Genomic DNA, 24,465 nt, shown 5'->3' with positions numbered 1-24,465 from the left:
GTGTCCACCGACCATCCTACGCAGGTCCGGGACAGGCTGGCAGGATGGTGGCATGAACAGCGGTAAGCGCATTGTGGTGACGGGAGCCTCCAGCGGCATCGGGGCGGCAACAGTCAGGCTGCTCAGCAGCCAAGGTGCCCAGGTGATCGCGGTGGCACGGCGGGCCGAGCGACTGGCCGCGGTGGCCGAGGAGTCCGGCGCCGAGTATGTGGTGGCGGACCTGGCCAGTGACGACGGCGTGGCGCAGTTGGCTGCGGCCGTCACCGCGGGCGGGGGTCTGGACGCCCTGGTGAACAACGCCGGTGGGGCTCGTGGCGCCGACCCGGTGGAACACGCTGACGTGGACCAGTGGGAGGAGATGTACCGGATCAACGTGCTGACCACCTTGCGCACCACCAAGGCCCTGCTGCCGGCGCTACGAGAAGGCGAAGGCGGGGACGTCGTCGTCGTCACCTCCACCGCCGCCCACGACACCTACCCCGGTGGCGCGGGGTACGTCGCGGCCAAGCACGCCGAACGCGTGATCGCCAACAACTTGCGCCTGGAACTCGTCGGCGAGCCGATCCGGGTGATCGAGATCGCCCCCGGGATGGTCAAGACCGAGGAGTTCGCACTGCGCCGGCTCGGGGATGCCGCGGCGGCCGAACAGGTCTACGCCGGAGTGGACCAGCCGCTGGTGGCCGACGATGTCGCCGAGGCGATCGCCTGGACCCTGAGCCGGCCCCGACACGTCAACATCGACTCGCTGACGATCCGCCCGGTCGCCCAGGCCTCCAACACCGTGGTCGCCCGTCGCTGAGCGGGCCCCTGGCCGCCGGCCGCGACTGACCGGCAGCCCCGAGCAGCCCCGGACGACTCCGTTTACAGGCAGCCCTGCTCGGTGGCCCCCCGCGTACAGATCTGGGTGGCTTCCACGCTGACCAGCCGGTAGCCGTCACCACCTTCGTCGCTGGCGAAGATGTGCAGCCGGTGGCCGTTGATGGAGTCGTCGGCGTAGCCCTGGACGTCGACCACGATGGTGGTCAGGTCCCCTTCCTGGACGTCCTCGGCCACCGTCATGTCCAAGTCGGGAGCGCCGTCCTCCTGCAGGTCCTCGACCACGGCGGCGGCCAGGTCCGCCATCGAGTCCTGGGGCCCGGGGTCGCTGATCTGCGAGGTCTCGTCGGTCACCATGCCCAGGTAGGCCAGGTAGCGCAGGTTCGCCCAGCCCACCCGGTCCTCGACGTCCAGTTCCAGCCAGACCGCCATGTCGTCCAACTGCCGGGCGCGCCCGGTCAGGACGACGTCGGAGGTCAGCGGGGCCAGGGCGGTCACCTCCGGGGAGGTCGGGTCGGGCAACTCGCGCACGTACAGCACGTCGTCGTGCGCCACCCCGACCACGTCGACGGTTTCGCCCCCGGTGTACAAGTCCACCGCCTGGCCCGGGAGATCTGCCTGGTCGGCGGGCTCGGTCCCCGGGCCGCCGCCGTTCTCCACCTCATCGGTCTGCTCGTCCTCGCCCGGTTCGGTCTCGTCCGGGTCGGTCTCGTCCGGGTCTGGTCCGGTCTCGTCCTGTTCGGCCTCGGTGGCGGTCTCCTGCGGCGGTGGTTCCTCGCCGTCGCCGGTGCAGGCACTCAGGAGGAGTGCGGCGGCCAGAGCCGCGGCAGCGGTGGTGGTGATACGGGTACGGAGCATGTCAGCCTCCTGGGCTCGTGGTCCTGCGGGTCAGAGGCACAGGCCATCCTCGGAGACTCCGCGCGTGCAGATGATGGTGCGTTCGATGAACTCGACCTGGATCGTCCCCGATGCGGTCGTCCCGGCGCGCATCAGGAGTCGTTCACCCTTCTGGGCGTCGTCGGGGATGCCGGTCACATCAACGGTGACGTCGGGGGAGTTGACCGGGCCGGAGATGTCGGAGACGGCGATCCGGGCGTTGTCGATCTCGGCGGCACCGTTGAGTTCGGCGGCCCGGGTGCCCACGGCCAGGGCCAGGTCCTCGACGGAGTCGGCCGGGTCCACATCGGCGAAGTCCTCATCGGCGTCGGCGGTCCGGCCCAGGTAGCCCAGGAACGTCACGTTCGCCCACCCGGTCACGCCCTCGGCCTGGACCTGGGCCCAGATACCCCAGTCGTCCACGCTGCGGTTGTGCCCGGTAGCCACCACGGACCGCGTGAGCGGATCAAGTTCGGTGACCACGGTGGCGCCCGGGTCGGGGAGTTCACGCACGTTCAGGACGTCGTCATGATCGACCACGACCACGGCGAGTTCATCGCCCTCCCAGGGGAAGATCTCGATGACCTCGCCGGGCAGGTCGTCGCTGTCGCCGCCGGAGCCGCCCTCGTCAGCCTCCGGCTCGCCGTCCTCGCCGTCCTCGCCGTCCTCGCTGTCCTCAACGTCACCGTCGGCCCTGTCCCCGTCGTCGGCGGTGGGGGATTGGTCCGCTCCGGTCTCGCCGTCCGGTTCGGATTCATCGTCGGTGCACGCACCCAGCCCCGCGGCCAGGACGGCGGCGCAGACGCGGGTGCGGAGCATCGTCAGCCTCCCTGCTGATGGGTTAACGCCGGTGCACATGGTCTGTGTTGTGAGTGTCCCGAGTGTTTCACGGCGAGGTACACCGTTGTTCCAGGCGCGCTGGCGCCGATGCCGGCCGACCGGGTACGCAGGTAATCTGAGGTGGCTACGGCAACGCCACCAGGCGCGGCCCGCCCGAGTCCCTCCTCCCGCGCGAGGCCGCACCTCTGCGCCCGTACCTGCACCGGAGACACCACGCCGTGATCGCTCTCGCTCGCTTCAGCCTTCGCAACCGTGCCCTGGTGGCCCTGGCCGCGATCATCGCCGTCCTCGGGGGCCTCTGGTCGGCGGCGACGTTGAAACAAGAACTCATCCCGGATTTCGAGTTGCCCATCGTGGTGGTGATCACCCCGTACCCGGGAGCCTCCCCGGATGTGGTCGATGACCAGGTCAGCGTGCCGATCAGCCAGGCGGCCACGGCTGTGGAGGGCCTGGAATCCACCACGGCGACGTCGAACGCGAACGTGTCCACGGTGGTGCTGGAACTGGCGTACGGCACCGAGGCCGGTACGGCACAGCAGCAGATGCAGATGGCGTTGTCCCGGATGTCATTGCCCGAGGCGGCCGACCCGCAGGTGATGGTGGGTAGTTTCGACGATCTGCCGGTGGTGCAACTGGCGGTGACCGCGCCCGAGGATCCGGAGCAGACGGTGCAGACGCTGCGTGACGTGGTGGTGCCGGATCTGGAGGCGCTCGACGGCGTGCGGGATGTGGCCCTGAGCGGTGCCGTCGATGAGGTGGTCACCATCGATGTGGACGCGGGCGCTCTGGCTATGGCCGGACTGTCCCCGGACGTGATCGTCAGCACCCTAGACTCCCACGGCATGGTGATCCCGGCGGGCACCCTGCGCGATGATCCGCGCGCGCTCAACGTTCAGGTGGGTGAGGCACTCGAGGGTGTCGACGACGTGGCCGCCCTACCCCTGCGCAATGCCGAGGGCGAGGTGCTGCGCCTGGATGAGGTGGCCGAGGTGTCGGTGGAACAGGAGGAGGCCACCTCCTTCGCCCGCACCAACGGCCAGACCTCCTTCGGACTGGCGGTCACGGCCACCCCGGAGGGGAACACGGTAGAGATCTCCGACCAGGTCGCCGACCTGCTGCCGGAGTTGGAGCAGTTCCTGGGCGACGGCGCGGAGATCTCGGTCATCATCGACCAAGCCCCGTTCATCACCCAGTCCGTGGAGGATCTGGCGGTCGAGGGCATGCTCGGTCTGATCTTCGCCGTGATCGTCATCCTCATCTTCATGCGCGCCTGGCGGCCCACCGGGGTGACGGCGCTGTCCATCCCGCTGTCCCTGCTGATCACGATCATCGGTGTGAACGTGGTGGGGTACACCCTGAATCTGCTCACCCTGGCGGCGTTGACGGTCTCCATCGGCCGGGTGGTCGATGACTCCATCGTGGTGATCGAGAATATCGAACGGCACCTGTCCTACGGCGGTCCCAAGCACCAGGCGGTGCTGACGGGCGTGCGGGAGGTGGGCGGTGCGATCACCTCGGCCACCGTGGCCACCGCAGCGGTGTTCGTGCCGATCGGTCTGGTCGGGGGGTTGGTGGGCGAACTCTTCCGCCCGTTCGCCTTCACCGCTGCCGCCGCGTTGCTCGTCTCGCTGTTGGTCGCGTTGACGATCGTGCCGGTGCTCGCGTGGTGGTTCCTACCGGTTGCCAAGGGTGCCCCGTCCGCAGCCGAACCCACGGCCGGTACCGGGCAGCGCGGGCACGTGAGGGTGGACGAGCGGGCCCAGGAGCGCCGGGGCCCGCTGCAGCGTGGTTATCTGGCGACGTTGCGCCCGGCCCTGGCCCACCCGGTGATCACTCTGCTGATCGCCGCCGGCCTGCTCGGCGGGACCGTCGCGCTGGTGCCGCAGATGGAGACCGAGTTCATCGGGGATTCCGGGGACAACACCGTCAGCATCGCCCAGACGCTGCCCAGCGGCACCTCGCTGCGGGCCCGCGATGAGGCGGCTGCCCAGGTCGAGGCGATCCTGGAGGACATCGAGGAGGTCCAGACCTATCAGGTGACCGGCGGTGAGGCCGAGGGCGTGATGGCGTTCGTCGGCGCGGGACAGGACGCGACGTTCATGGTGAGCCTGGACCTGGAAGCCGATGCGGCGCAGGTGGAACAGCGGCTGCGCGAGGAGTTGGCGGACCTGGGCTCCGATGCGGGGGAACTGACCGTGAGCCCGGGACAGGCGGCACTGGCCGGTGGCGTGGAAGTGGTGGTCACCGCCGCCGATTCCGAGGATCTGGCCGATGCCGCACAGCAGGTGCGCGACGCCGTCGCCGAGGTGCCCGACACCACCGACGTGGCCAGCAACCTGGCCGAGGACCTGGCGACGGTGACGGTGAGCGTGGACCGCGAAGCGGCCGCCGAGGTGGGCCTGAGCGAGGCTCAGGTGGGGCAGTCGGTCGCGGCCGCCCTGAACGGCATCCCGCTGGGCCAGATCGTCACCGACACCGGTGAGATCGACGTGGTCATGCAGATCGGCGAGGCTCCGCTGTCGATGAACGAGCTGGAAGAACTGCCGGTGGGTACGGTGCCCGCCGAACCCGCCGAACCCGCCGGTTCCCCGGCACCAGGGGATGTCCCGGGGCAGATGCCCGGCGATGCACCGACGGACGCACCCGAGGGCATGGCCCCCGGCGACCTTCCCGAAGGGCCCGACCCGACCGACCTCGACCAGCCCGATCCGGCGCAGGTCGGTGAACCCGACCCGGTGTTGCTGGCAGATATCGCCGAGGTCGAGGAAGTCGACCTGCCCACCTCGGTCACCCGTAGTGGAGGTATCCAGTCCGCCACGATCACCGCGTCCTCCACCGCCACCGACCTGGGCGCCCAGGGTGCGGCACTCCAGGAAGCCCTGGACGACCTCGACCTGCCTGACGGCGCGAGCGTTCAGGTCGGGGGCGTGATGGCCGACCAGGACGAGGCCTTCGCCAACCTGGGCCTGGCCCTGCTGCTGTCCCTGGCGATCGTCTACCTGGTGATGGTGGGCACCTTCCGGTCCCTGGTGCAGCCGCTGATCCTGATGATCTCGGTGCCGTTCGCGGCCACGGGCTCGATCGGGCTGCTGCTGATCACCGGCACCCCGCTGGGCGTGGCCGGCTTGGTGGGTGCCTTGATGCTGGTGGGTGTGGTGGTCACCAACGCCATCGTGCTGATCGACCTGATCAACCAGTACCGCCGAGCCGGGATGGGACTGGCCGAGGCGATCGAGGACGGCGCCCGGCACCGACTGCGCCCGATCCTGATGACGGCCTTCGCCACGATGGGTGCCCTGGTCCCGATGGCGCTGGGAATCACCGGTGGGGGAGCCTTCATCTCCCGGCCCCTGGCGCTGGTGGTGATCGGTGGGTTGTTCACCTCCACGATCCTCACCCTGGTGCTGGTGCCAGTCCTCTACCGGCTCGTCGAGGCGCGGAAGCAGCGACGTGGCGTGGAGTTCACCGACGTGGACGCCTTCGACGAGCCGCCCCAGGTGCGACATGGTGCCGGTGCTACGACGGGGGCGGCAACACCGTCGGCCGTGGCGGCGGACCCGGCCACCGACACCGAGCAGAGCGGTGCCACGGCGAAGAAGTCCAAGCCCCGGCGCCGCTGGCGACGGGCCCGCAAACGCTGAGGAGTGCGCGGCGCTGTCCCGGTCAGCGCCGCACAGGCCCCAGGGCTAGGGTGGCGGCATGGAATCTGATGAGCGTCTGGCCGTGTTCCTGGACTACGAGAACCTCGCGCTGGGGGTGCGTGACCTGGGCACCACGTTCCAGTTCCGCTCGATCGCCGATGCCCTCGCCGCTCGCGGGCGCGTGGTGGTGCGACGGGCGTATGCGGACTGGTCGTTCTTCGCCTCCGACCGGCACGACCTGGCCAGCGAACACGTGGAACTGATCGAGATGCCCCAGCACCAGGGGGCCTCACGCAAGAACGCCGCGGACATCAAGATGGTGGTCGACGCGGTCGAGATGGCCTTCGAGCGCGACTACATCTCCACCTTCGTGCTCTGCACCGGCGACAGCGACTTCTCCCCGCTGGTGCACAAACTGCGCGAGATGAACAAGCAGGTGATCGGGATCGGGGTGGCCAACTCCACCTCGAAACTCCTGCCCTCGGCCTGCGATGAGTTCCTCTTCTACGACCGCCTGGAGGGCGTGGACCTACCCAGCGGTTCCGAACGCTCCGGGCGGCGTCGCCGCGCCGGGGCGCCCAAGCCCCCGGAGGCCGCGGCCGAGCAGCCGGAGCAGCCCGAGCGCCCGGACCCGACCGAGCAGGCCGACGACGATGCCACCGGTACCGAGCAGGCGAACGCGGAGGAGCGCTCGCCGTCATTGGCGGTGCTGGTGGCCCAGACCCTGGCGGACCTGAGTTCGTCCTCCGGGGCGGTGACCGCCTCGGTGCTCAAACGCACCCTGCTGCGCAAGGATCCCACCTTCAGCGAGTCCGACTACGGGTTCCGTTCCTTCGGAGAGTGCCTGCGCCACCTGGCCGAGCGTGGCGTGGTGGAGATCAGTTCCGGCCCCGCGGCCGGGGACCCGGAGGTGTCCCTGCCCGAGCGCGGCGAACGTGAACTGGCGTTCGCCGCGGTCGCCGACCTGGTCGGTGGTGCCGGTGAGGCGGTGCCGTTGTCCGGATTCAAGGACCGAATGCGCAAGCAGCGCCCCGGCTTCTCCGAGAAGACCCTCGGGTACCGCAACTTCCTGCAGTTCGTGCGCGCCGCCAATGCCGGCGGCTTCGTGGACCTGCGCTGGGACGCGGACGCGGAGGACTACCTCCTCACGCCGGCGCCCTGAGCATCACGCACCACCGGTGCGGCCTGACCCGCCGGCCTTCTGACCCGCCGGCCTTGTCGGCACCGGCGGTGCGATCGCCCGAGTCCGCGCGACGCTACTCGACCTCCTGGCCGGTGTAGAAGGCGGTCGTCCTCCGTTCGGCGGCGCGGGCGGCGTCCTCGGGCGTGCCCGCGGCGATCGAGGCCTCGGCCCAGCGGCGGCTGCTATCCGCGATGAACTCGCGCGCTGCGTCGCTGCGCTCCCACTCCGAGCCCTCCGGCGGCTTCGAGGCCCCGGTGGCGATGTGCAGGGCCAGTCCCAGGAAGGCCAGGTCCCAGCCCACCCCGGTCGCGCCCGGCCCGTAGGTGGTCCAGAAGTCGCTCGGGAAGTCCTCGGTCGTCTCGTGCTCAAGGGTGAGGCGGGCGCCGTCGTCGTCCTCGGTGATGCGGAGGGTGACCCAGGAGATGTTCCCGGCGAACTCCCAGGTGACCTTGACACGCGACGGAGGCTCGCACGCCTCGATCGTGCCATCGGCGTTTCCTTCGATCCGGTATCTACCGCCGAGTTCGAGGTCGCCGGAGACGGGCCCGAACCACCGGGGGAGCCGCTCGGTGGAGGTGCAGGCGTTCCAGAGGTCCTCCACGGTGGTGGCGTAGGCCTGGCTGATCGTGGCCACGACCGTCGCGGTGTCGCCGTGTTCGGTCACGGTCAGGCCACGCGTGACCTGGTCGGCCTGTCCGGCGCTGATGGTGGTGACGTTCTCGGTCATGGTCACTCCTTCTCGTTACTGGGGTGGTGGCGTCGCTCGCGCTTGCCGCGCGCGATCTCGGTCTCGAGGGCAGCCAGGCGGGGCGCCCAGAACGCGCGGAACGGTGCGAGCCAGTCATCGGCCTGCCGCAACGGCTCGGGGTCGACGGCGTACAGCCGCCGGGAGCCGTCGGGGCGCACCGTGGTGAAGCCGTGCGTGCGCAGCACCCGCAGGTGCTGGGACACCGCCGGTTGGCTGATGCCGAACTCCGCACCGATCCGGGTGGCGAGTTCACCGGCTGGTTGCTCACCGTCGGCGAGCAACTCCAGCAAGCGGCGTCGAACCGGGTCACCGAGGACGTCGAGCGCGTGCATGGAACGACACTATCAGTCCTGACTTATATAAGGCAATGGTGAATTGAGGTGGAGGTGCGGGCTTCGCCCTCGCCGTGCCGGCCGAGGGGTTCGCCTCAGGTCGCGAGTTGGTCGCGCCGGCGGGTGAGGTAGGTCCGCTCGGCGGGATTTCCGGTCAGTTCGATGGCCCGGTCATAGGCACCGAGCGCATCGCCACCGCGGCCGAGCCGACGTAGCAGATCGGCGCGTGCGGCATGCAACGCGTGGTAACCGTCAAGAGGACCGGCCAACCGGTCGATCTCGGCCAGTGCGACATCGGGGCCGTCCACCTCGGCGACTGCGACCGCCCGGTTCAGCCGCACGATCGGGGAGGGGTCCACCAGCACCAGACGGTCGTAGAGGGTGAGGATCTGGGACCAGTCGGTGTCCCGCGCCGAGAGGTGGTAGGTGTGCACAGCGTTGATCGCCGCCAGCAGTTGGTAGCGCCCGGGTTGCTCATCGCCGCCGGCCACTGCGGCGAGTCGGCCGCGGACCAGTGCGTGGCCCTCGTCGAGGAGGGATTGGTCCCACGCGCTGCGGTCCTGCTCCTCGAGCGTCACCAACTCTCCGGTGCGCGAGACACGCGCGGGCCGGCGAGCGTCGGTGAGGAGCATCAGGGCAAGGAGGCCGGCCACTTCGCCGTCCTCGGGTAGGAGGTCGAGCAGCAGCCGGCCCAGCACGATCGCCTCATCGATGAGATCGGTGCGGAGCGGCTCAACACCCTCGCCGGCGAGATAGCCCTCGTTGAAGATCAGATAGACCACCGTGAGCACCCCGGCGAGCCGCTCGCGGATGTCCTCGGAGGAGGGCACCCGGTAAGGGATGTGAGCGGCCTTGATCTTTCTCTTCGCGCGGGTGATTCGTTGGGCCATCGTGGTCTCCTGCACCAGGAATGCCCGGGCGATCTCGGCGACGGTCAACCCGCCGAGCAGGCGCAGGGTCAGGGCAACCCGGGCTTCCATCGCCAGCGCCGGGTGGCAGCAGGTGAAGATCAGTCGGAGCCGGTCGTCCTCGATCGGACCGGTCGGCTCGGCGGGTGTGTCATCGTGCAGCATCCGGGCCGCCTGGTGCTTGGTCTCGCGCAGGGACTCGCGCCGGATCCGATCGATCGCCTTGCGGTTCGCGGTCGTGGTGAGCCATCCGCCGGGATGAGCGGGCACCCCGTCGCGCGGCCACCGCTGCACCGCCGTGACGAACGCCTCGGCAGCGGCGTCCTCCGCGATATCGAGGTCACCGAACCGGCGCGCAAGGCTGGCGACGACCCGCGCCCACTCCTGTTTGTGGATGCGGGTCATCGCTTCCTCGAGGCGCATCTTGCTCACTATTGCAGGAGCCTTACGAGTGCAGCAGCCTCTGCACGGACTCCGCGGTCTGGAAGGGGCGCACCTCCACCTTGCCGCGGCATGCCTTCGACGCCTCGGCGGCGAGTTTCAGGGCCACGTCCAGGTCGGGGGCCTCGATCACCCAGAAGCCGCCGATGTACTCCTTGGTCTCCAGATAGGGCCCGTCCAGGATCACCGGGCTCTCGCCCTGACCGTCCACGGTCGTGGCGGTCGTGGCGGGCTCCAGACCGTCGGCGAAGACGAAGTAGCCTTCGCGCTGGAGCTTGTCATTGAAGGCGCCGGTGTCGGCGAAGGACGCCAGCATCGCCTCCTTGGAGGGGTAGGGGCCGTAGTCGGTGGGTTCGGCGGGTCCGTAGACGGACAGGAGATACCTGGGCATGGTGATCAGTCCCTATCGAGGTCGGCGGCCTGTGGTGGTCGACCCGGGAAGCGGTGCACTTCCTGGGGCCAGTCGAGCGCGACCGCGAGGCGGCCGGCCCAGTACCGCGCAGCGGCGTCATCGGGCACGCGCACGACGCAGAAGCCGCCGAGATGCTCCTTGGTCTCCACGTAGGGTCCGTCGGTGAAGACAGGCTCTCCCTCCTTGGCTTCGACGCTGCAGACCACGGAGGAGGCATCGATCCCCCCGTTCCCGAAGACGAAGACACCCTCGTTCCTCATCTCCTCGACCACCACCATGCTGGCCTCGCTCTTCTGCTGCACCTCTTGTGGCGTGTGGTCGGGCACCCACTCGTCGTTGAACGCGATCAGGTACTCCGGCATGATCCTCTCCTCTCTGCTGGTCATGGATGACCTCAGTTTCGTTGCACGGGGCCGCCGGTGGCGTCCCGCATACATTCCACGAACGGGGTTGGCTCCATACGACAGTTTCCCGGAGGTGCTCACCTCGGTGCCGTTCGTGCCGGTGCCTGAGGGACGGAGATCGACTCCCAGGTGCACGGAGTTGGCAGGCTGACCCGCGCCCCGCTGTCTGACCTGCGAACTACAGTGGAGCGTGTGATCACAGGTGAACTGAAGAGCAAGGTCGATCGCGTCTGGGACGCTTTCTGGTCCGGCGGCATCTCCAACCCGTTGGAGGTGATCGAGCAGATCACCTACCTGCTGTTCCTGCGCCGGCTGGATGACCTGCAGACCATCACGGAAAAGAAGGCCCGCATCACCGGTGAGATCGAGGACCCGGTGTTCTTGCCCGACCAGCACCACCTGCGCTGGAGCAGGTTCGCCAACCTCGACCCGGCCGAGCTGCACGCACTGGTCTCCGATGAGGTGTTCCCGTACTTGCGCGGCCTGGGCCAGCAGGTCGGCGGCGATGACTCCACCTACTCGGTGCACATGAAGGACGCCCGGTTCACCATCCCCACCCCGGCGCTGCTCAGCCGCGTGGTGGACATGCTCGGTGACATCCCGATGGAGGACCGGGACACCAACGGGGACCTGTACGAGTATTTGCTCTCCAAGATCGCCAGCGCCGGCACCAACGGCCAGTTCCGCACGCCGCGGCACATCATCAACCTGATGGTCGCGATGATGGCGCCGACCCCTGAGGATGAGATCTGCGACCCCGCCTGCGGCACCGCCGGCTTCTTGGTCAGCGCTTCGGAACACATCCGCGAACATCACCCGAGCGCGCTGACCAACGCCAAGCAGCGCGAGCACTTCCACCGCAGCATGTTCCACGGCTACGACTTCGACTCCACCATGTTGCGAATCGGCTCGATGAACATGCTCCTGCACGGGATCGAGTCCCCGGACATCCGCTATCGCGACTCGCTGTCCGAGGGCGCCGCCGCTGACGCCCAGCAGTACTCCCTGGTCCTGGCCAATCCGCCGTTCGCCGGGTCGCTGGACTACGAGTCGACGTCGAAGGACCTCCTGCGCGTGGTGAAGACCAAGAAGACCGAGTTGCTGTTTCTCGCCCTGTTCCTGCGGCTACTCAAGCCCGGCGGCCGCGCCGCCGTGATCGTGCCCGACGGCGTGCTGTTCGGGTCATCGAACGCGCACAAGGATCTGCGCCGGACACTCGTGGAGGAGCAGAAACTGGACGCCGTGGTGAAACTGCCCTCCGGGGTGTTCAAGCCCTACGCCGGAGTGTCCACCGCGATCCTGTGCTTCACCAAGACCGACTCCGGCGGCACCGACGACGTGTGGTTCTACGACGTGACCGCCGATGGTTTCTCCCTGGATGACAAGCGCAACCCCATCGAAGCCAACGACCTGCCCGATGTGCTCACCCGGTGGCAACAGCGCACGACGACGGAACGCGACCGAGCGCGCACCGACAGTTCCTTCGTGGTCCCCAAGGCGGAGATCGCCGAGCAGGGCTATGACCTGTCGATCAACCGGTACAAGGAGATCGTCTACGACGACGTCGAGCACCGGGATCCATTGGAGATCATCGCTGATATCGAGGAGTTGGACGCAGAGATCGCCCAGGGTCGCGCCGAGTTGAAAGCGATGCTGGAATGACGACGCTCGGTGACCTAGTTGTGGAGGCACAGTCGGGTTTCGCGTGCGGGAAGGAAGATCAGGATGGGATCTTTCAGTTCCGTATGCACAACGTGTCGAAGGAGAGCGCACTCGTTCTCGATAAGCGTCGCAGGGTGCCTCGCGACGCACATAAGAAGTTGGACCAGTTCCTCGTGCGTGAGCGCGACGTCATGTTCAACGCCACCAATAGTCCGGACGGCGTCGGTAAGTCGATTCTGGTTCCCGCGCTCGACGAGCCGGCTGTCTTCAGCAACCATTTCCTTCGGTTGCGACCGGACCCGCAACGGCTCGACGCTGCCTACTTATGGCGCTGGCTTCAGTACAGATTCAAGGTAGGAGTCTTCTCCCTCATGGCTCGGCAGTGGGTGAATCAGGCCACTGTCGACCGAACTCGGCTCCTTGGTCTTCCTTTCGCTCTCCCTGCCTTGGAGGAGCAGCGCCGCATCGCCGCGATTCTCGACCAGGCCGACGCCTTGCGCACCAAGCGCCGCCAGTCCCTCGCCCACCTCGACGACCTCACCCAGTCCATCTTCCACGCCATGTTCGGGTCGACCACCGCAACTGTTCGACTTGGTGACCTCTGCCGGCTTTACAGCGGCGGGACTCCATCGAAGAAGAAGCCGGAACTGTGGGCCGGTGACCTCCCGTGGTTCAGCGCCAAAGATCTGAAGGCGACCGATCTCTGGGATTCACAGGACCACATTGCTGGGCGAGTTCCTGAGGAGACGAGCATTCGTCTTCTCCCGGCGAACACCATCGCGCTCGTGGTCCGGGGAATGATCCTCGCCCACTCAACCCCTGTTTCCGTCATCCGCGTACCCGCGACGATCAATCAGGACCTCAAGGCACTCTTGCCGCAAAGTGACACACAGGTTGACTTCCTTGCCAGCGCACTTCGCGCGCGGACCCAGTGGATTCTGGCGCGAGTCGCTACCGCAGCCCACGGCACCAAAAGACTGGAGACCACAGTTCTGGAATCGGTCCCGATTCCGGATGTCGCACGACGATCTCAAGATGAGTTCGCGGCACGGGTTGCCAATATCAAGAGCCAGCGCACCGCCGTCGAGTGCGGTTTGGCTGCGGACGACGAACTCTTTTCCGCCCTGCAATCGCGCGCCTTCTCGAGAGGACTCTGAAATGATCACCTTAGATGGAGCAATCGGATGATTGACCAGGCTTTCATGGGTGGTTTGACAGCCGGACTCGTTGCCAACGGAGCATTCGCACTACTTCTCTTCTTGTTTCGACGGACTATTCTGAAGTGGGCGCGCAAACAGTTCCCAATACTCGACGCCAGGAAACCGCATATCAATTTCCAGACCGAGGAGTTGGACGAGGACGGTGAATTTAGAACGAACGTCCACATTAGCAATGCTGGGGATGAGCCTGCCTACAACGTCTACGTTTATATGGTGGAGTCATATCCGTTTGGTGAGTTCGTAATACGGGCTCTTGATGCCGGCGAAGTGCGCAGGCCAGTGCTGGGTATCCGCGATTCACTCGACTTCCATGGTGTCGACATGGTTTTCGATGGATGCAATGCGACGGTAGTGCATCAATTATGGATTGAGTTTGAAAATTCTTCTGGAGTGGCGTACCGGACCGTAGCCGAACCGCCTTCGGCTCGCGGTGATGTCGAACGCACTCATCCGACCAAGGTCATAAGGCGACGGTTAGAACAGTTTCCGGATTTTGAGATGTCAGGCGTAATGAGTGAATGGAAGAAGGTTCGATCAGGGAAACTCACCATGGTGGTGCCAGAACCCCCTGTCAGGAGGCTACGGGCACAACTTAGTGCACGTATCGAGTTCGGTCGAGACTATAAGTATTTGAGAGAAGGAAGTCAGTCTCAGATTCGAGAGAGGCTTGCGCGCCTGGTCGGACCTTCGGCTCAGTGAACTCACGCGTCGCTTCGGCGCGCTGCACGGCAACCAGGCGAGCCAAGGAGTATTCATCACCACCGCCCGCTTCAGCCGCGGCGCCCGCGAGTACGCCGAGTCCGTGGCTACCCGCGTCGTGCTGGTCGATGGCGAACGCCTGGCCTCTCTCATGATCCACTACGGCGTCGGTGTGCAAGCCAAGCGCACGGTCCAGATCGTTGAGATCGACGAGGACTTCTTCGAGTAGCCGCCGAGGTGCGGGTCGGGCTTGCCCCCGCGCTAGCGGCCGTAGTGGTATCGGCACGCGGCGATGCGCACCTCGGTCTCGGTCACCTTGTAGACCAACCGATGCTCCTCGGTGATGCGCCGGGACCAGTACCCATCGAAGTCATGCTTGAGAGGCTCGGGCTTGCCGATGCCTTGGTTACCGTTGCGGACGACGTCCTCGATGAGATTGTTGATGCGTTTGAGGATTCTTCGGTCCTGTGCCTGCCACCAGAGATAGTCTTCCCAGGCGTTACTGTCCCAGACCAGCCTCATAGTCAGTCGGCATCGATGAGGTCGTGCGATTCGCCTTCGCCCGCCTCGAGCCGTTCCATCGCATCGAGCAATCGTCGAGCATTAGCGGGGGAGCGCATCAGGTATGCGGTCTCGCGCAGTGACTCGAAGTCGTCCAGGGACATGATGACGACGGGCTCGTGGCCTGCCCTGGTGATCACGATCTCCTCACGGTCCTGCACGACCGAGTCCAGAACCTCGGCATAGCGACGGCGGGACTCGCTGTAACTCATCGTGCGCATCGGACCTCCAACTCCTGTACAGGAAATTGTACGCCCTGGCCGGAGGCGGATCAAACCCCGTCGCGACGAATCCGCACTCCCGCACGGCGTCAACAAACTAGAGTTGACTCAAACAGTTGTGTTCCCGTCGTTGTCTTGACCATGCGTTGCCTCGGCCCGCATGGCTTGCGATCAGCGGGTACGCCGAGTCCACATGCAACGCTCGGGGGAAAGGAGCGTCGTGAGCAACTTCGCCTTCGTCAAGGCTGCGTTGCCCACAGTTCACCCCGACTGCGTCAAGGCCGAGTCCTACCTGAGTTCCGACCCGCGCGCGGCGTGTTTCTATAGCCGGCGCGCGATCGAGCACCTGGTCGCTTATCTCTACGAGGTTCTCAATCTGACCGAGCCGTACCGGGACGACCTGGCCGCTCGGATCAACGACAGCGGGTTCAAGACCCGCACCGGCAACAGCATCAACCAGAAACTCAACCTCATCCGCCGGCTCGGCAATTCCGCCGTGCACGAGGCAAGGTCTTTGGCTTCCGACCACGGGTTCGCCGCGCTACGCGAACTGCACCATGTGGTGGTGTGGGCGGCCTTCCACCACTCCGCCGACCCCGCGGCCGTCCCGGTACGAACTCCGTTCGACCCGACACTGGCGGCGAACGCGGCGCCGCTCTCACGTGACGAACTGGTGCGCCTGGCCAAGAAGTTCCAGGAGCAGGACGAAGCACACGCCCGGGAACTCGCCCAACGGGATGAACTCCTGGCTGCCCACGAGGAACGGATCGCCCAACTCCAGGCACAGATCGCTTCGGCTCAGGACGCCAAAGCGGCTGCCGGTATCGAAGACACCCGCGACTACAGCGAGGCCCAGACCCGCGCGGCCTATATCGATGTCGACTTACGCGCAGCCGGGTGGCTCCTGGACCAGGACCATGACCGGGAGTACCCGGTGGCCGGGATGCCCGGCGGAGGCCGCGGCTACATCGACTACGTGCTGTGGGGCGCCGACGGCCTACCGCTGGCAGTGGTGGAGGCCAAACGCGCCGGCAGCAGCGTCCAGGTCGGCCGACAACAGGCCGAACTTTACGCCGACCGGCTCGAAGCACAGTTCGGCCGCCGACCGGTGATCTTCTACACCAACGGGTATGAGCATTGGCTCTGGGACGACGGCGGCGGCTATCCGCCCCGGAAGGTGCAGGGTTTCTGCACCCGCGACGAACTGGAACTGATGGTCCAGCGCCGTCACACCCGCAGGCCCCTGGCCACGGCCGCGGTGGACACCGACATCGCCGGGAGGCCCTACCAGGTGCGGGCGATCAAGGCCATCGGTGAGGTCCTCGATAGCAGGCAACGCCGAGCCCTGCTGGTAATGGCCACCGGATCCGGGAAAACCCGCACCGTCATCGCCCTGGTGGACCAACTTATGAAAGCCGGTTGGGTCAAGCGGGTCCTGTTCCTGGCTGACCGTAACGCCCTGGTGCGCCAGGCGGTCGGGGCGTTCAAGGAGCACCTGCCCGCCGCCACAACGGTCAACCTGGTCACCGAACGAGACGGCGAGGGCAGGGTATACGTGTCGACCTACCCGACCATCATGAACCTCATCAACGAAGCCGACGATGACGCTACCCAGGCGCAGCGGTTCGGGCCCGGACACTTCGACCTGGTCATCATCGATGAGGCGCACCGGTCGGTATATGCCAAGTACGGCGCGATCTTCGACTACTTCGACGCGATACTGGTGGGTTTGACCGCCACTCCGAAGGATGAGGTTGATTACAACACGTACCGTCTCTTCGACCTTGAGGAAGGCGTCCCCACCGACGCCTACAGCCTGGAGGACGCGGTAGCCGACGGATATCTGGTGCCGCCCAAAGGCGTGTCCGTGGGTACGAAATTCCTACGCCGGGGCATCCACTACGACGAACTCAGCGAAGACGAAAAGGACCAGTGGGACGTCCTGGACTGGGGCGAGGGAGAGGCGCCCGATGAGGTGGGCGCAGAGGAACTCAACAGGTTCCTGTTCAACACCGACACCGTGGACAAGGTGCTCGAAACTCTCATGACGCAGGGGTACAAGGTCGCGGGTGGCGACCGGCTCGGCAAGACCATCATCTTCGCCAAGAACCAGCGCCACGCCGAGTTCATCGCCAAACGCTTCGACACCAATTGGCCCGAGTACGCCGGACACTTCGCCCGCGCGATCACCCACGCCAGCCCGTACGCCCAGCAATTGATCGAGAACTTCGCCACACCCACCAAGGCCCCTCACATCGCGATCAGCGTGGACATGCTCGACACCGGCATCGACATCCCCGAGGTGGTCAACCTCGTCTTCTTCAAGACTGTGTGGTCCAAGTCGAAGTACTGGCAGATGATCGGTCGGGGCACCCGCCTGCGCCCCGACCTGTTCGGCCCCGGCGCGGCCAAGGCCGACTTCCTCGTCTTCGACTTCTGCGGCAACCTGGAGTACTTCAACCAGGACCTGCCAGGCAGCGAAGGGTCGATACAGAAATCCCTCACCCAGCACTTGTTTGAAGCCCGGGTTGCGCTGGCTCGTGGTCTGCAGCACGTTCGGGTCGAACCGGACTTGCGCAGAAGCATCACGGCTGCGTTGCAGCAGACCGTGGCCGGCATGCACCCGGGCAACGTCCTGGTGCGGCCGCACCGCCGCGCCGTCGAACATTTCTCAGAACCCTCGTCATGGGAATCGCTCAGCAGCGCGGATGCCGAGGACGTTCTCGAACTCGCCGGTCTTCCCTCATCGGTGCGCGATGAGGACGAGCACGCCAAGCGATTCGACCTGCTGATCCTGCGTCGTCAGCTGGCCGACCTCGAAGGCGATACCGCTACGGCCGATCGGTTGCGAAAGACCATTCAGGCGATCGCCGGCGCCCTCCTGGGCAAGACCACGATTCCGATGGTCGCCGAGCAAGCGACGTTGCTGGAGGCCGTGGCATCCGATGGCTGGTGGGTGGACGTCACCCTGCCGATGCTGGAGTCGGTCCGGAAGCGGATGCGCTCCCTGGTGCGCCTTGCCGACTCGGCGCGGCGCAATCCCGTCTACACCGACTTCGTCGACGAACTCGGCGAGGCCAGCGCGATCGAGTTGGCGATGGTGACCCCGGGCACCGACCTGGACCGCTTTCGGCAGAAGGCGGCCGCATACCTGGTCCGGCACCAGGATCATGTGGCATTGCAGCGCTTGCGCAGGAACCGGCAACTGACTCCGGAGGATCTGGCTGCGTTGGAGCAGATGCTGCTGGCCAGCGGTACCGGTGAGCCGCAGGACATTGCCGCTGCTGCCGAGCAGACCGGCGGCCTGGGGCTCTTCATCCGCTCCTTGGTGGGCCTGGACCGGCAGGCCGCCACCGAGGCATTCTCCGACTACCTGGACGCCGCCACGTTCACCGTCAACCAAATGCGCTTCGTGGAGTTGGTGGTCGATGAACTCACCGCCAACGGGATGATGGAACCAGGCCGGCTGTTCGAGTCGCCGTACACCGACCACGGCCGCGCGGACCTACTATTCACCGACTCCCAGGTCGATGCCATCGTGGCGACCCTTCGCGACATCAAAGCCACGGCTGTCCCGCAGGAAGTTGCGTAGCGGGCGCTTCATTGAGCCGCGCGCCGCCGTGCCTGCGGTGTGTACCTACGGCGCATGCCGGGATAGAATGACCGCTGGCAGTGACCCGGCTATCACCGGCGAGCCATCCGGAAGAACGGGCCGGCGCGGGTGCGCGCGGCCTCATTAGACCCGGACGGGTAGGCCCGTCACAGCCGACGACGAGTGGCCGCGGGCGGGTGCGCGCGGCAATCGAGGTGGTACCGCGGGAGCCGGCGATGCCGGGCCCGTCCTCGAGCGAAGGCGACGAGGAAAAGGACCACGATGGCGCACCAGGCCAACCACTACCCCCGGCACACCGGTACCACCGGCGTGCCGTCCTCCCCGGACCTGCCCGCCCTGGAACGGCAGGTGCTGGCCTACTGGAAGGACGACGACACCTTCACCGCCTCGATCGACCAGCGCGAGGCAGGCACCGACGGCGCCAACGAGTACGTCTTCTACGACGGCCCGCCGTTCGCGAACGGCCTGCCCCACTACGGCCACCTGCTCACCGGCTACGTCAAGGACGTGGTGCCCCGGTACCAGACCATGCGGGGCAAGCGGGTGGAGCGGCGCTTCGGCTGGGACACCCACGGCCTGCCCGCCGAACTGGAGGCGATGGACCAGCTCGGGATCAAGACCAAGGACGAGATCCTGGACATGGGGCTCGAGGCGTTCAACGCCGCCTCGAGGGCCTCGGTGCTGAAGTACACCGACGAGTGGCGCGACTACGTCACCCGCCAGGCCCGATGGGTGGACTTCGACAATGACTACAAGACCCTCAACCCCGACTACATGGAGTCGGTGCTGTGGGCGTTCAAGCAACTCTGGGACAAGGGCCTGGTGTACGAGGGCTTCCGGGTGCTGCCCTACTGCTGGAACGACCAGACACCGCTGTCCAACCACGAACTGCGCATGGACGAGGACGTCTACCAGTCCCGCCAGGACCCCTCGGTCACCGTCGGCTACCGCCTGGAGACCGGCGAACTCGCGCTGGTCTGGACCACCACGCCCTGGACGATGCCTTCCAACCTGTTGGTCGTCGTCGGGGAGGACATCGACTACGTCGTCGTCGAAGCCCCGCACCCGGGCGATGACTCGCGCACCGAGCGCTACATCCTGGCCGAGGAGCGCCTGGAGGCCTACGCCCGGGAGCTGGCCGGCGGCGACGCCGACCTGGCCCGCTCGCGGATCGTGGACCGGCTCAAGGGCGCCGACCTGGTCGGGCGGTCCTACACCCCGCCGTTCACCTACTTCCAGGGCCACGAGGGGGCCCACCGCATCGTGGCCGATGACTACGTCACCACCACCGACGGCACCGGGCTGGTGCACAACGCCGGCGCCTTCGGTGAGGAGGACAAGCAGACCACCGACCGCGAGGGCATCGAACCGGTGCGCCCGGTGGGCACCGACGGTGCCTTCACGCCCCCGGTGGACGAGTACGCCGGGATGCTCGTCTTCGACGCCAACCTGCCCATCATCGAGCACCTCAAGGCCGCCACCACCGGGCACGGTGACGCCGGATCGGTCACCCCCGGTACGGTGCTGCTGCGCCGGGAGACCTACGACCACTCCTACCCGCACTGCTGGCGCTGCCGTCAGCCGCTGATCTACATGGGCGTCTCGTCCTGGTTCGTGGAGGTGACGAAGTTCAAGGACCGGATGGTCGAGTTGAACCAGCAGATCACGTGGGTGCCCGAGCACGTCAAGGACGGCCAGTTCGGCAAGTGGCTCTCCAACGCACGGGACTGGTCGATCTCGCGTAACCGGTTCTGGGGCAGCCCGATCCCGGTGTGGCGCAGCGACAACCCCGACTACCCCCGCACCGACGTGTACGGCTCGTTCGAGGAGATCGAGCGCGACTTCGGGCGCCTGCCACGCAATGCCGAAGGCGAGGTGGACCTGCACCGTCCGTTCGTCGACGAACTCACCCGGCCCAACCCGGACGATCCCACGGGCTCCTCCACCATGCGCCGGATCGAGGACGTGCTCGATGTGTGGTTCGACTCCGGGTCGATGAGCTTCGCCCAGGTGCACTACCCGTTCGAGAACGCCGAATGGTTCGCCCGCCACTTCCCGGCCGACTTCATCGTGGAGTACATCGGCCAGACCCGCGGTTGGTTCTACACCCTGCACATCCTGGCAACCGCGCTGTTCGACCGGCCGGCGTTCTCCGCGTGCGTCAGCCACGGCATCGTGCTGGGCAACGACGGGCAGAAGATGTCCAAGTCGCTGCGCAACTACCCGGACGTTCGCGAGGTCTTCGATCGCAACGGCTCCGATGCGATGCGCTGGTTCCTGATGGCATCCCCGATCCTGCGCGGCGGCAACCTGGTGGTCACCGAGGACGGCATCCGTGACGCGGTGCGCACCATCCTGCTGCCGTTGTGGAGCACCTGGTACTTCTTCAGCCTGTACGCCAACACCACCAATGACGGCGCGGGATACCAGGCCAAGCCCGTCACCACCGAGCGGGTGGCGCAACTGGGGGAGATGGACCAGTACCTGCTGGCCCGCACCCACGACCTGGCGCTGGAGGTCACCAAGGCGCTGGACGTCTACGACATCGCCGGGGCGGCGGAGTCGATCCGCGACCACCTCGATGTGCTGACGAACTGGTACGTGCGCACCCAACGCGACCGGTTCTGGGCCGAGGACGCCGACGCCTACGACACCCTGTGGACCGCACTGGAGGTGCTGTGCCGGCTGATGGCGCCGCTGGCCCCGCTGGTGACCGAGGAGATCTGGCGCGGACTGACCGGTGCGCGGTCGGTGCACCTGACCGACTGGCCGGTGCGCGACGGTAGCGGCATCGCCGGATCGGTCGGCGATGCCGTGGTGGAGGACGGCCTGGTTCCCAATGCGGACCTGGTCGCGGCGATGGACCAGGCCAGGACTGCGGTCTCGGCCGCCCACGGCATGCGCAAGGCCCACCAACTACGTGTCCGCCAGCCCCTGCGGCGGGTCTATATCGCGGTGCAGGAGCCCGAAGCGGTCCAGCCCTTCACCGGCTTGATCGCCGAGGAGCTCAACGTCAAGGAGGTCGAACTTCTGCTTGCCGGAGATGAGGCGGCACACCGGTTCGGGGTGACGACCCGGTTGAGTGTGAACGCCCGGGTAGCCGGACCACGCCTGGGCAAGGACGTGCAGACAGCGATCAAGGGCGCCCGTGCCGGGGACTGGGTCGAGCAGGACGGCACCGTCGTGGCCGGCGGTATCGAACTGCACGACGGCGAGTACGAGTTGGTCACCCAGGTAGCCGAGGACGCCGACGGCCGGCAAGCGGTGGCGATACTGCCCGGCGGCGGATTCGCGGTGCTGGAACTGGCGTTGGACGATCAGTTGCGTGCCGAGGGTTACGCCCGGGACGTGGTGCGCCAGGTCCAGGACGCCCGCAGGAGTGCGGGGCTACACGTGGCCGATCGGATCACGCTGACGCTGATCCCGCCCGCGCAATGGTCGGCAGCGGTGCAGGCTCACGCCGACTTCATCGCCGCCGAGACGCTGGCCACCTCGGTGCAGGTCCACTCCGGCAACGGCGCGGACCTCGGGGTGGACCTGGTCCGGGATGAGGAGTGGGGCGCATGAGCCGATCGCCAGGAGTTCCCGGCCCGGATCGACCCGGGACCGGAGGAGATGCCGCACCGGTGGATCCCGCACTCGCCGCCCGCGCCGAGGAGATCTATCAACTGATCGTCCAACGCAGGCCCGAGCACGACATCGAGCCCACCATCGAGCGGGTCCAGATGCTCACCGACCTGCTCGGGCGCCCGCAGGATGCCTTCCGGGTGATCCAGGTGGCCGGCACCAACGGCAAGACCTCCACCGCTCGGATGATCGAGCAACTCCTGCGGGAAGCAGGTCTGCGTACCGGACGGTTCACTTCCCCGCACCTGCACACGGTGCGCGAGCGGATCAGCATCGACGGCGAGCCGATCTCGGTCGAGGCGTTCGTGGCCGTGTGGGAGGACGTGGAGCCGTATGTGCAGATGGTCGATGCACAACTCGCCGAGCGGGGGGAGTCCCGGCTGAGTTTCTTCGAGGTGCTCACCTCGATGGGCTATGCCGCCTTCGCCGACGCCCCGGTTGAGGTTGCGGTGGTGGAGGTGGGTCTGGGCGGCCTCTGGGACTCCACCAACGTTGCCGACGCCGAGGTGGCGGTCTTCACCCCGATCGCCCGGGACCACCAGCGCTGGCTGGGGGACACCTTGGAGGAGATCGCCGAGGTCAAGGCGGGCATCATCAAGGAACTCGACCCCGAAGTGGTGGTGATCAGCGCCGAGCAGACCGAGGAGGTCGCCTCGATCATCGCCCGCACCGCGGTCCGGCGCGGGGCCCGGGTGTTGGCCCAGGGTTTCGACCTGGGGATCGCCAACCGGGCTGTGGCGGTGGGTGGCCAGTTGCTCGACCTGAGCAGCGCCGGGGCCCTGTACACCGAGATCTTCCTGCCGCTGCACGGCGCACACCAGGCACAGAACGCGCTGCTGGCGCTGGCTGCGGTGGAATCCTTCTTCGGCGGCGGGGCGCTGGACGGCAGCCTGGTCGAGGCAGCCTTTGCCGCGGTGACGTCACCGGGACGGCTGGAACTGGCTCGGTCCAGCCCGGCGGTGCTGCTCGACGCCGCGCACAATCCGGCCGGGGCCAAGGCGCTGGTCGAGGCCCTGCAGGAGGCCTTCTCCTTCACCCGTCTGATCGGGGTGGTGGGCATCATGGCGGACAAGGACGTGGACGGGATCCTGGTCGAACTGGAACCGGCGCTCGATGAGGTGGTGATCACCCAGTCCACCTCGATGCGGTCGATGGATGCCGAGGATCTGGCCGAGATCGCCCGCGACATCTTCGACCCCGATCAGGTGCACGTGGCCCCGTTCGTGGGGGATGCGATCGCCCTCGCCGCGGACCTGGCCGAGCAGGGCCAGGTGGACCAGATTGCCTCCGGCACCGGTGTGCTGGTGACCGGATCGGTGATGCTGGCCGCGGACGCGCGCGCGATTCTCGGTCACGGGTGAAATGCCGCGCCGGTCGTGTGATCAGTACGTCCTGAGCCCGCGTGCCCGGAACTGCCCGCGCACTCGCTCGATCAGTTCCGGGGACGGCGGGCAGGTATCGGCCAATTCATACGGCAGGCCCAGCGCGACCCACTTGTCCCTGCCCATCTGGTGGAACGGCAGCACCTCCACCCGGGCCACGGACGACCACGGCGCGACCTGAGCCGCAACCTGATCAACGTTCTGCGCGTCGTCGGTCAGACCCGGGACCAGCACGAACCGCACCCACATCTGTACCCCGGCAGCGTCCAGCCGGGCACCGAACCGCAGCGTGGGCGCCAGTGATCCTCCGGTGACCCGTCTGTAGGTCTGCTCGTTGCCGGACTTCACATCCAGCAGCACCAGGTCGATGTCGCCCAGCATCTCCTCGCCGCACACAGAACCGAGGAACCCCGAGGTGTCGATAGCGGTGTGCACGCCCATCTGCCGCGCCCCCGCCAGGATCCGGGCGGCGAAGGCCGGCTGCATCAGCACCTCCCCACCGGAGAGGGTGAGTCCGCCGCCGGTCGCGGCGAACACGGCGCGGTACCGGCGCACCAGCGCCAGCACGTCGTCGGCCCGGACCGCTTGTTCCTCGCGCATCCGCAGCATGTCCGGATTGTGGCAGTACAGGCAACGCAGTGGGCAACCGGACAGGAAGACGACCAGCCGGGTACCCGGCCCGTCCACCGCGGTGGACAACTCCCAGGAATGCACCGTACCCAACTCGCCGGAGCGCATGCCGGCCTCCAGGTCACCGCGCGTCAGGTCTCTGGTCGGAAGTCCGTTCAGACCGGCGCCGGCCAGCCGCTCGCGGGGGGCGTCCGGGTACTGCGGGCCCACCGGGGCGGGAGTCTGCGGGGCCAGCGCGGGCGTCATCGT

Annotated in this window: 20 protein-coding genes; 10 read left to right on the top strand and 10 right to left on the bottom strand. The window is 67.0% G+C overall.

Going from position 1 to position 24,465, the window contains the following annotated elements:
- The first annotated feature begins 52 nt into the window (after positions 1–52).
- Positions 53–799 carry an SDR family oxidoreductase gene (locus ACO0LV_RS13570; RefSeq protein ID WP_424788449.1) on the top strand — a complete coding sequence of 249 codons (747 nt, stop codon included), beginning with the start codon at positions 53–55 and terminating at the stop codon, positions 797–799.
- Between the two features lie 62 nt (positions 800–861).
- Here the strand turns inward: ACO0LV_RS13570 and ACO0LV_RS13565 are convergent, their stop codons facing one another.
- Positions 862–1,674, bottom strand: a complete 813-nt coding sequence (locus ACO0LV_RS13565; protein ID WP_424788448.1) for a hypothetical protein — start codon at positions 1,672–1,674, stop codon at positions 862–864.
- 30 nt (positions 1,675–1,704) lie between these two features.
- Positions 1,705–2,511 (bottom strand): hypothetical protein, encoded by an 807-nt coding sequence (locus ACO0LV_RS13560; protein WP_424788447.1) that lies wholly within the window; start codon positions 2,509–2,511, stop codon positions 1,705–1,707.
- Positions 2,512–2,750: 239 nt separating this feature from the next.
- Here ACO0LV_RS13560 and ACO0LV_RS13555 point away from each other — a divergent pair, with 239 nt between their 5' ends.
- Both ACO0LV_RS13555 and ACO0LV_RS13550 read left to right on the top strand, forming a co-directional pair.
- On the top strand, positions 2,751–6,173 hold the full coding sequence (locus ACO0LV_RS13555) for an efflux RND transporter permease subunit (protein ID WP_424788446.1): 3,423 nt from the start codon (positions 2,751–2,753) through the stop codon (positions 6,171–6,173).
- A 58-nt stretch (positions 6,174–6,231) separates the two neighbouring features.
- The gene (locus ACO0LV_RS13550) at positions 6,232–7,335 is read left to right on the top strand and encodes an NYN domain-containing protein (RefSeq protein WP_424788445.1); all 1,104 of its coding nucleotides are present in this window, start codon (positions 6,232–6,234) and stop codon (positions 7,333–7,335) included.
- Positions 7,336–7,429: 94 nt separating this feature from the next.
- Here ACO0LV_RS13550 and ACO0LV_RS13545 read toward each other — a convergent pair whose 3' ends face one another.
- The 5 genes from ACO0LV_RS13545 to ACO0LV_RS13525 form a co-directional block, all read right to left on the bottom strand.
- Complete coding sequence (locus tag ACO0LV_RS13545; protein WP_424788444.1) at positions 7,430–8,083, bottom strand: SRPBCC family protein; 654 nt, start codon at positions 8,081–8,083, stop codon at positions 7,430–7,432.
- 2 nt (positions 8,084–8,085) lie between these two features.
- The gene (locus ACO0LV_RS13540) at positions 8,086–8,436 is read right to left on the bottom strand and encodes an ArsR/SmtB family transcription factor (protein WP_424788443.1); all 351 of its coding nucleotides are present in this window, start codon (positions 8,434–8,436) and stop codon (positions 8,086–8,088) included.
- A 95-nt stretch (positions 8,437–8,531) separates the two neighbouring features.
- Complete coding sequence (locus ACO0LV_RS13535) at positions 8,532–9,767, bottom strand: RNA polymerase sigma factor (protein ID WP_424788442.1); 1,236 nt, start codon at positions 9,765–9,767, stop codon at positions 8,532–8,534.
- A 22-nt stretch (positions 9,768–9,789) separates the two neighbouring features.
- The gene (locus tag ACO0LV_RS13530; RefSeq protein ID WP_424788441.1) at positions 9,790–10,176 is read right to left on the bottom strand and encodes a YciI family protein; all 387 of its coding nucleotides are present in this window, start codon (positions 10,174–10,176) and stop codon (positions 9,790–9,792) included.
- 5 nt (positions 10,177–10,181) lie between these two features.
- Positions 10,182–10,583, bottom strand: a complete 402-nt coding sequence (locus ACO0LV_RS13525; protein ID WP_424788440.1) for a YciI family protein — start codon at positions 10,581–10,583, stop codon at positions 10,182–10,184.
- Positions 10,584–10,793: 210 nt separating this feature from the next.
- Here ACO0LV_RS13525 and ACO0LV_RS13520 point away from each other — a divergent pair, with 210 nt between their 5' ends.
- Genes ACO0LV_RS13520 through ACO0LV_RS13505 form a run of 4 tightly spaced genes read left to right on the top strand, consistent with a single transcriptional unit; the run spans position 10,794 to position 14,411 of the window.
- Positions 10,794–12,263 carry a type I restriction-modification system subunit M gene (locus tag ACO0LV_RS13520; protein WP_424788439.1) on the top strand — a complete coding sequence of 490 codons (1,470 nt, stop codon included), beginning with the start codon at positions 10,794–10,796 and terminating at the stop codon, positions 12,261–12,263.
- A complete protein-coding gene (locus tag ACO0LV_RS13515) occupies positions 12,260–13,420 on the top strand; it encodes a restriction endonuclease subunit S (protein ID WP_424788438.1) in 1,161 nt (386 codons plus the stop codon). Before ACO0LV_RS13520 ends, ACO0LV_RS13515 begins: the two co-directional genes overlap by 4 nt.
- A gap of 27 nt (positions 13,421–13,447) precedes the next feature.
- Positions 13,448–14,182, top strand: coding sequence for a hypothetical protein (locus ACO0LV_RS13510; RefSeq protein ID WP_424788437.1), 735 nt, complete (start codon positions 13,448–13,450; stop codon positions 14,180–14,182).
- Positions 14,151–14,411: a restriction endonuclease gene (locus tag ACO0LV_RS13505; RefSeq protein ID WP_424788436.1), complete on the top strand. Its 261-nt coding sequence runs from the start codon at positions 14,151–14,153 to the stop codon at positions 14,409–14,411. Before ACO0LV_RS13510 ends, ACO0LV_RS13505 begins: the two co-directional genes overlap by 32 nt.
- A 32-nt stretch (positions 14,412–14,443) precedes the next feature.
- Here ACO0LV_RS13505 and ACO0LV_RS13500 read toward each other — a convergent pair whose 3' ends face one another.
- Positions 14,444–14,704, bottom strand: coding sequence for a Txe/YoeB family addiction module toxin (locus ACO0LV_RS13500; RefSeq protein WP_424788435.1), 261 nt, complete (start codon positions 14,702–14,704; stop codon positions 14,444–14,446).
- 2 nt (positions 14,705–14,706) lie between these two features.
- On the bottom strand, positions 14,707–14,964 hold the full coding sequence (locus ACO0LV_RS13495) for a type II toxin-antitoxin system Phd/YefM family antitoxin (RefSeq protein ID WP_424788434.1): 258 nt from the start codon (positions 14,962–14,964) through the stop codon (positions 14,707–14,709).
- Between the two features lie 220 nt (positions 14,965–15,184).
- On the opposite strand from ACO0LV_RS13495, the gene ACO0LV_RS13490 reads away from it, so the two are divergent.
- The 3 genes from ACO0LV_RS13490 to ACO0LV_RS13480 all read left to right on the top strand — a co-directional run bounded on the left by ACO0LV_RS13490 (position 15,185) and on the right by ACO0LV_RS13480 (position 23,565).
- Positions 15,185–18,556, top strand: a complete 3,372-nt coding sequence (locus ACO0LV_RS13490) for a DEAD/DEAH box helicase family protein (protein ID WP_424788433.1) — start codon at positions 15,185–15,187, stop codon at positions 18,554–18,556.
- Positions 18,557–18,838: 282 nt separating this feature from the next.
- Positions 18,839–22,144: an isoleucine--tRNA ligase gene (ileS, locus tag ACO0LV_RS13485; protein ID WP_424788432.1), complete on the top strand. Its 3,306-nt coding sequence runs from the start codon at positions 18,839–18,841 to the stop codon at positions 22,142–22,144.
- Complete coding sequence (locus ACO0LV_RS13480) at positions 22,141–23,565, top strand: bifunctional folylpolyglutamate synthase/dihydrofolate synthase (protein ID WP_424788431.1); 1,425 nt, start codon at positions 22,141–22,143, stop codon at positions 23,563–23,565. Before ileS ends, ACO0LV_RS13480 begins: the two co-directional genes overlap by 4 nt.
- Before the next feature lie 21 nt (positions 23,566–23,586).
- Here the strand turns inward: ACO0LV_RS13480 and pflA are convergent, their stop codons facing one another.
- A complete protein-coding gene (gene pflA / locus ACO0LV_RS13475; RefSeq protein ID WP_424788430.1) occupies positions 23,587–24,462 on the bottom strand; it encodes a pyruvate formate-lyase-activating protein in 876 nt (291 codons plus the stop codon).
- Between the last annotated feature and the right edge of the window lie 3 nt (positions 24,463–24,465).

Source organism: Pseudactinotalea sp. Z1739 (assembly GCF_049725055.1).
Lineage (GTDB): Bacteria > Actinomycetota > Actinomycetes > Actinomycetales > Beutenbergiaceae > CALKWS01.
Note: the sequence above shows the minus strand (reverse complement) of the source record. Positions and strands in the feature narration are given on the sequence as shown.

What these genes read in the sequence shown, in the direction of transcription:
- ACO0LV_RS13570 (WP_424788449.1), top strand. Translation starts at nt 53, where the DNA reads ATGAACAGCGGTAAGCGCATTGTGGTGACGGGAGCCTCCAGCGGCATC.
- ACO0LV_RS13565 (WP_424788448.1), bottom strand. Translation starts at nt 1,674, where the DNA reads ATGCTCCGTACCCGTATCACCACCACCGCTGCCGCGGCTCTGGCCGCC.
- ACO0LV_RS13560 (WP_424788447.1), bottom strand. Translation starts at nt 2,511, where the DNA reads ATGCTCCGCACCCGCGTCTGCGCCGCCGTCCTGGCCGCGGGGCTGGGT.
- ACO0LV_RS13550 (WP_424788445.1), top strand. Translation starts at nt 6,232, where the DNA reads ATGGAATCTGATGAGCGTCTGGCCGTGTTCCTGGACTACGAGAACCTC.
- ACO0LV_RS13545 (WP_424788444.1), bottom strand. Translation starts at nt 8,083, where the DNA reads ATGACCGAGAACGTCACCACCATCAGCGCCGGACAGGCCGACCAGGTC.
- ACO0LV_RS13540 (WP_424788443.1), bottom strand. Translation starts at nt 8,436, where the DNA reads ATGCACGCGCTCGACGTCCTCGGTGACCCGGTTCGACGCCGCTTGCTG.
- ACO0LV_RS13535 (WP_424788442.1), bottom strand. Translation starts at nt 9,767, where the DNA reads ATGCGCCTCGAGGAAGCGATGACCCGCATCCACAAACAGGAGTGGGCG.
- ACO0LV_RS13530 (WP_424788441.1), bottom strand. Translation starts at nt 10,176, where the DNA reads ATGCCCAGGTATCTCCTGTCCGTCTACGGACCCGCCGAACCCACCGAC.
- ACO0LV_RS13525 (WP_424788440.1), bottom strand. Translation starts at nt 10,583, where the DNA reads ATGACCAGCAGAGAGGAGAGGATCATGCCGGAGTACCTGATCGCGTTC.
- ACO0LV_RS13515 (WP_424788438.1), top strand. Translation starts at nt 12,260, where the DNA reads ATGACGACGCTCGGTGACCTAGTTGTGGAGGCACAGTCGGGTTTCGCG.
- ACO0LV_RS13510 (WP_424788437.1), top strand. Translation starts at nt 13,448, where the DNA reads ATGATTGACCAGGCTTTCATGGGTGGTTTGACAGCCGGACTCGTTGCC.
- ACO0LV_RS13500 (WP_424788435.1), bottom strand. Translation starts at nt 14,704, where the DNA reads ATGAGGCTGGTCTGGGACAGTAACGCCTGGGAAGACTATCTCTGGTGG.
- ACO0LV_RS13495 (WP_424788434.1), bottom strand. Translation starts at nt 14,964, where the DNA reads ATGCGCACGATGAGTTACAGCGAGTCCCGCCGTCGCTATGCCGAGGTT.
- ileS (WP_424788432.1), top strand. Translation starts at nt 18,839, where the DNA reads ATGGCGCACCAGGCCAACCACTACCCCCGGCACACCGGTACCACCGGC.
- ACO0LV_RS13480 (WP_424788431.1), top strand. Translation starts at nt 22,141, where the DNA reads ATGAGCCGATCGCCAGGAGTTCCCGGCCCGGATCGACCCGGGACCGGA.
- pflA (WP_424788430.1), bottom strand. Translation starts at nt 24,462, where the DNA reads ATGACGCCCGCGCTGGCCCCGCAGACTCCCGCCCCGGTGGGCCCGCAG.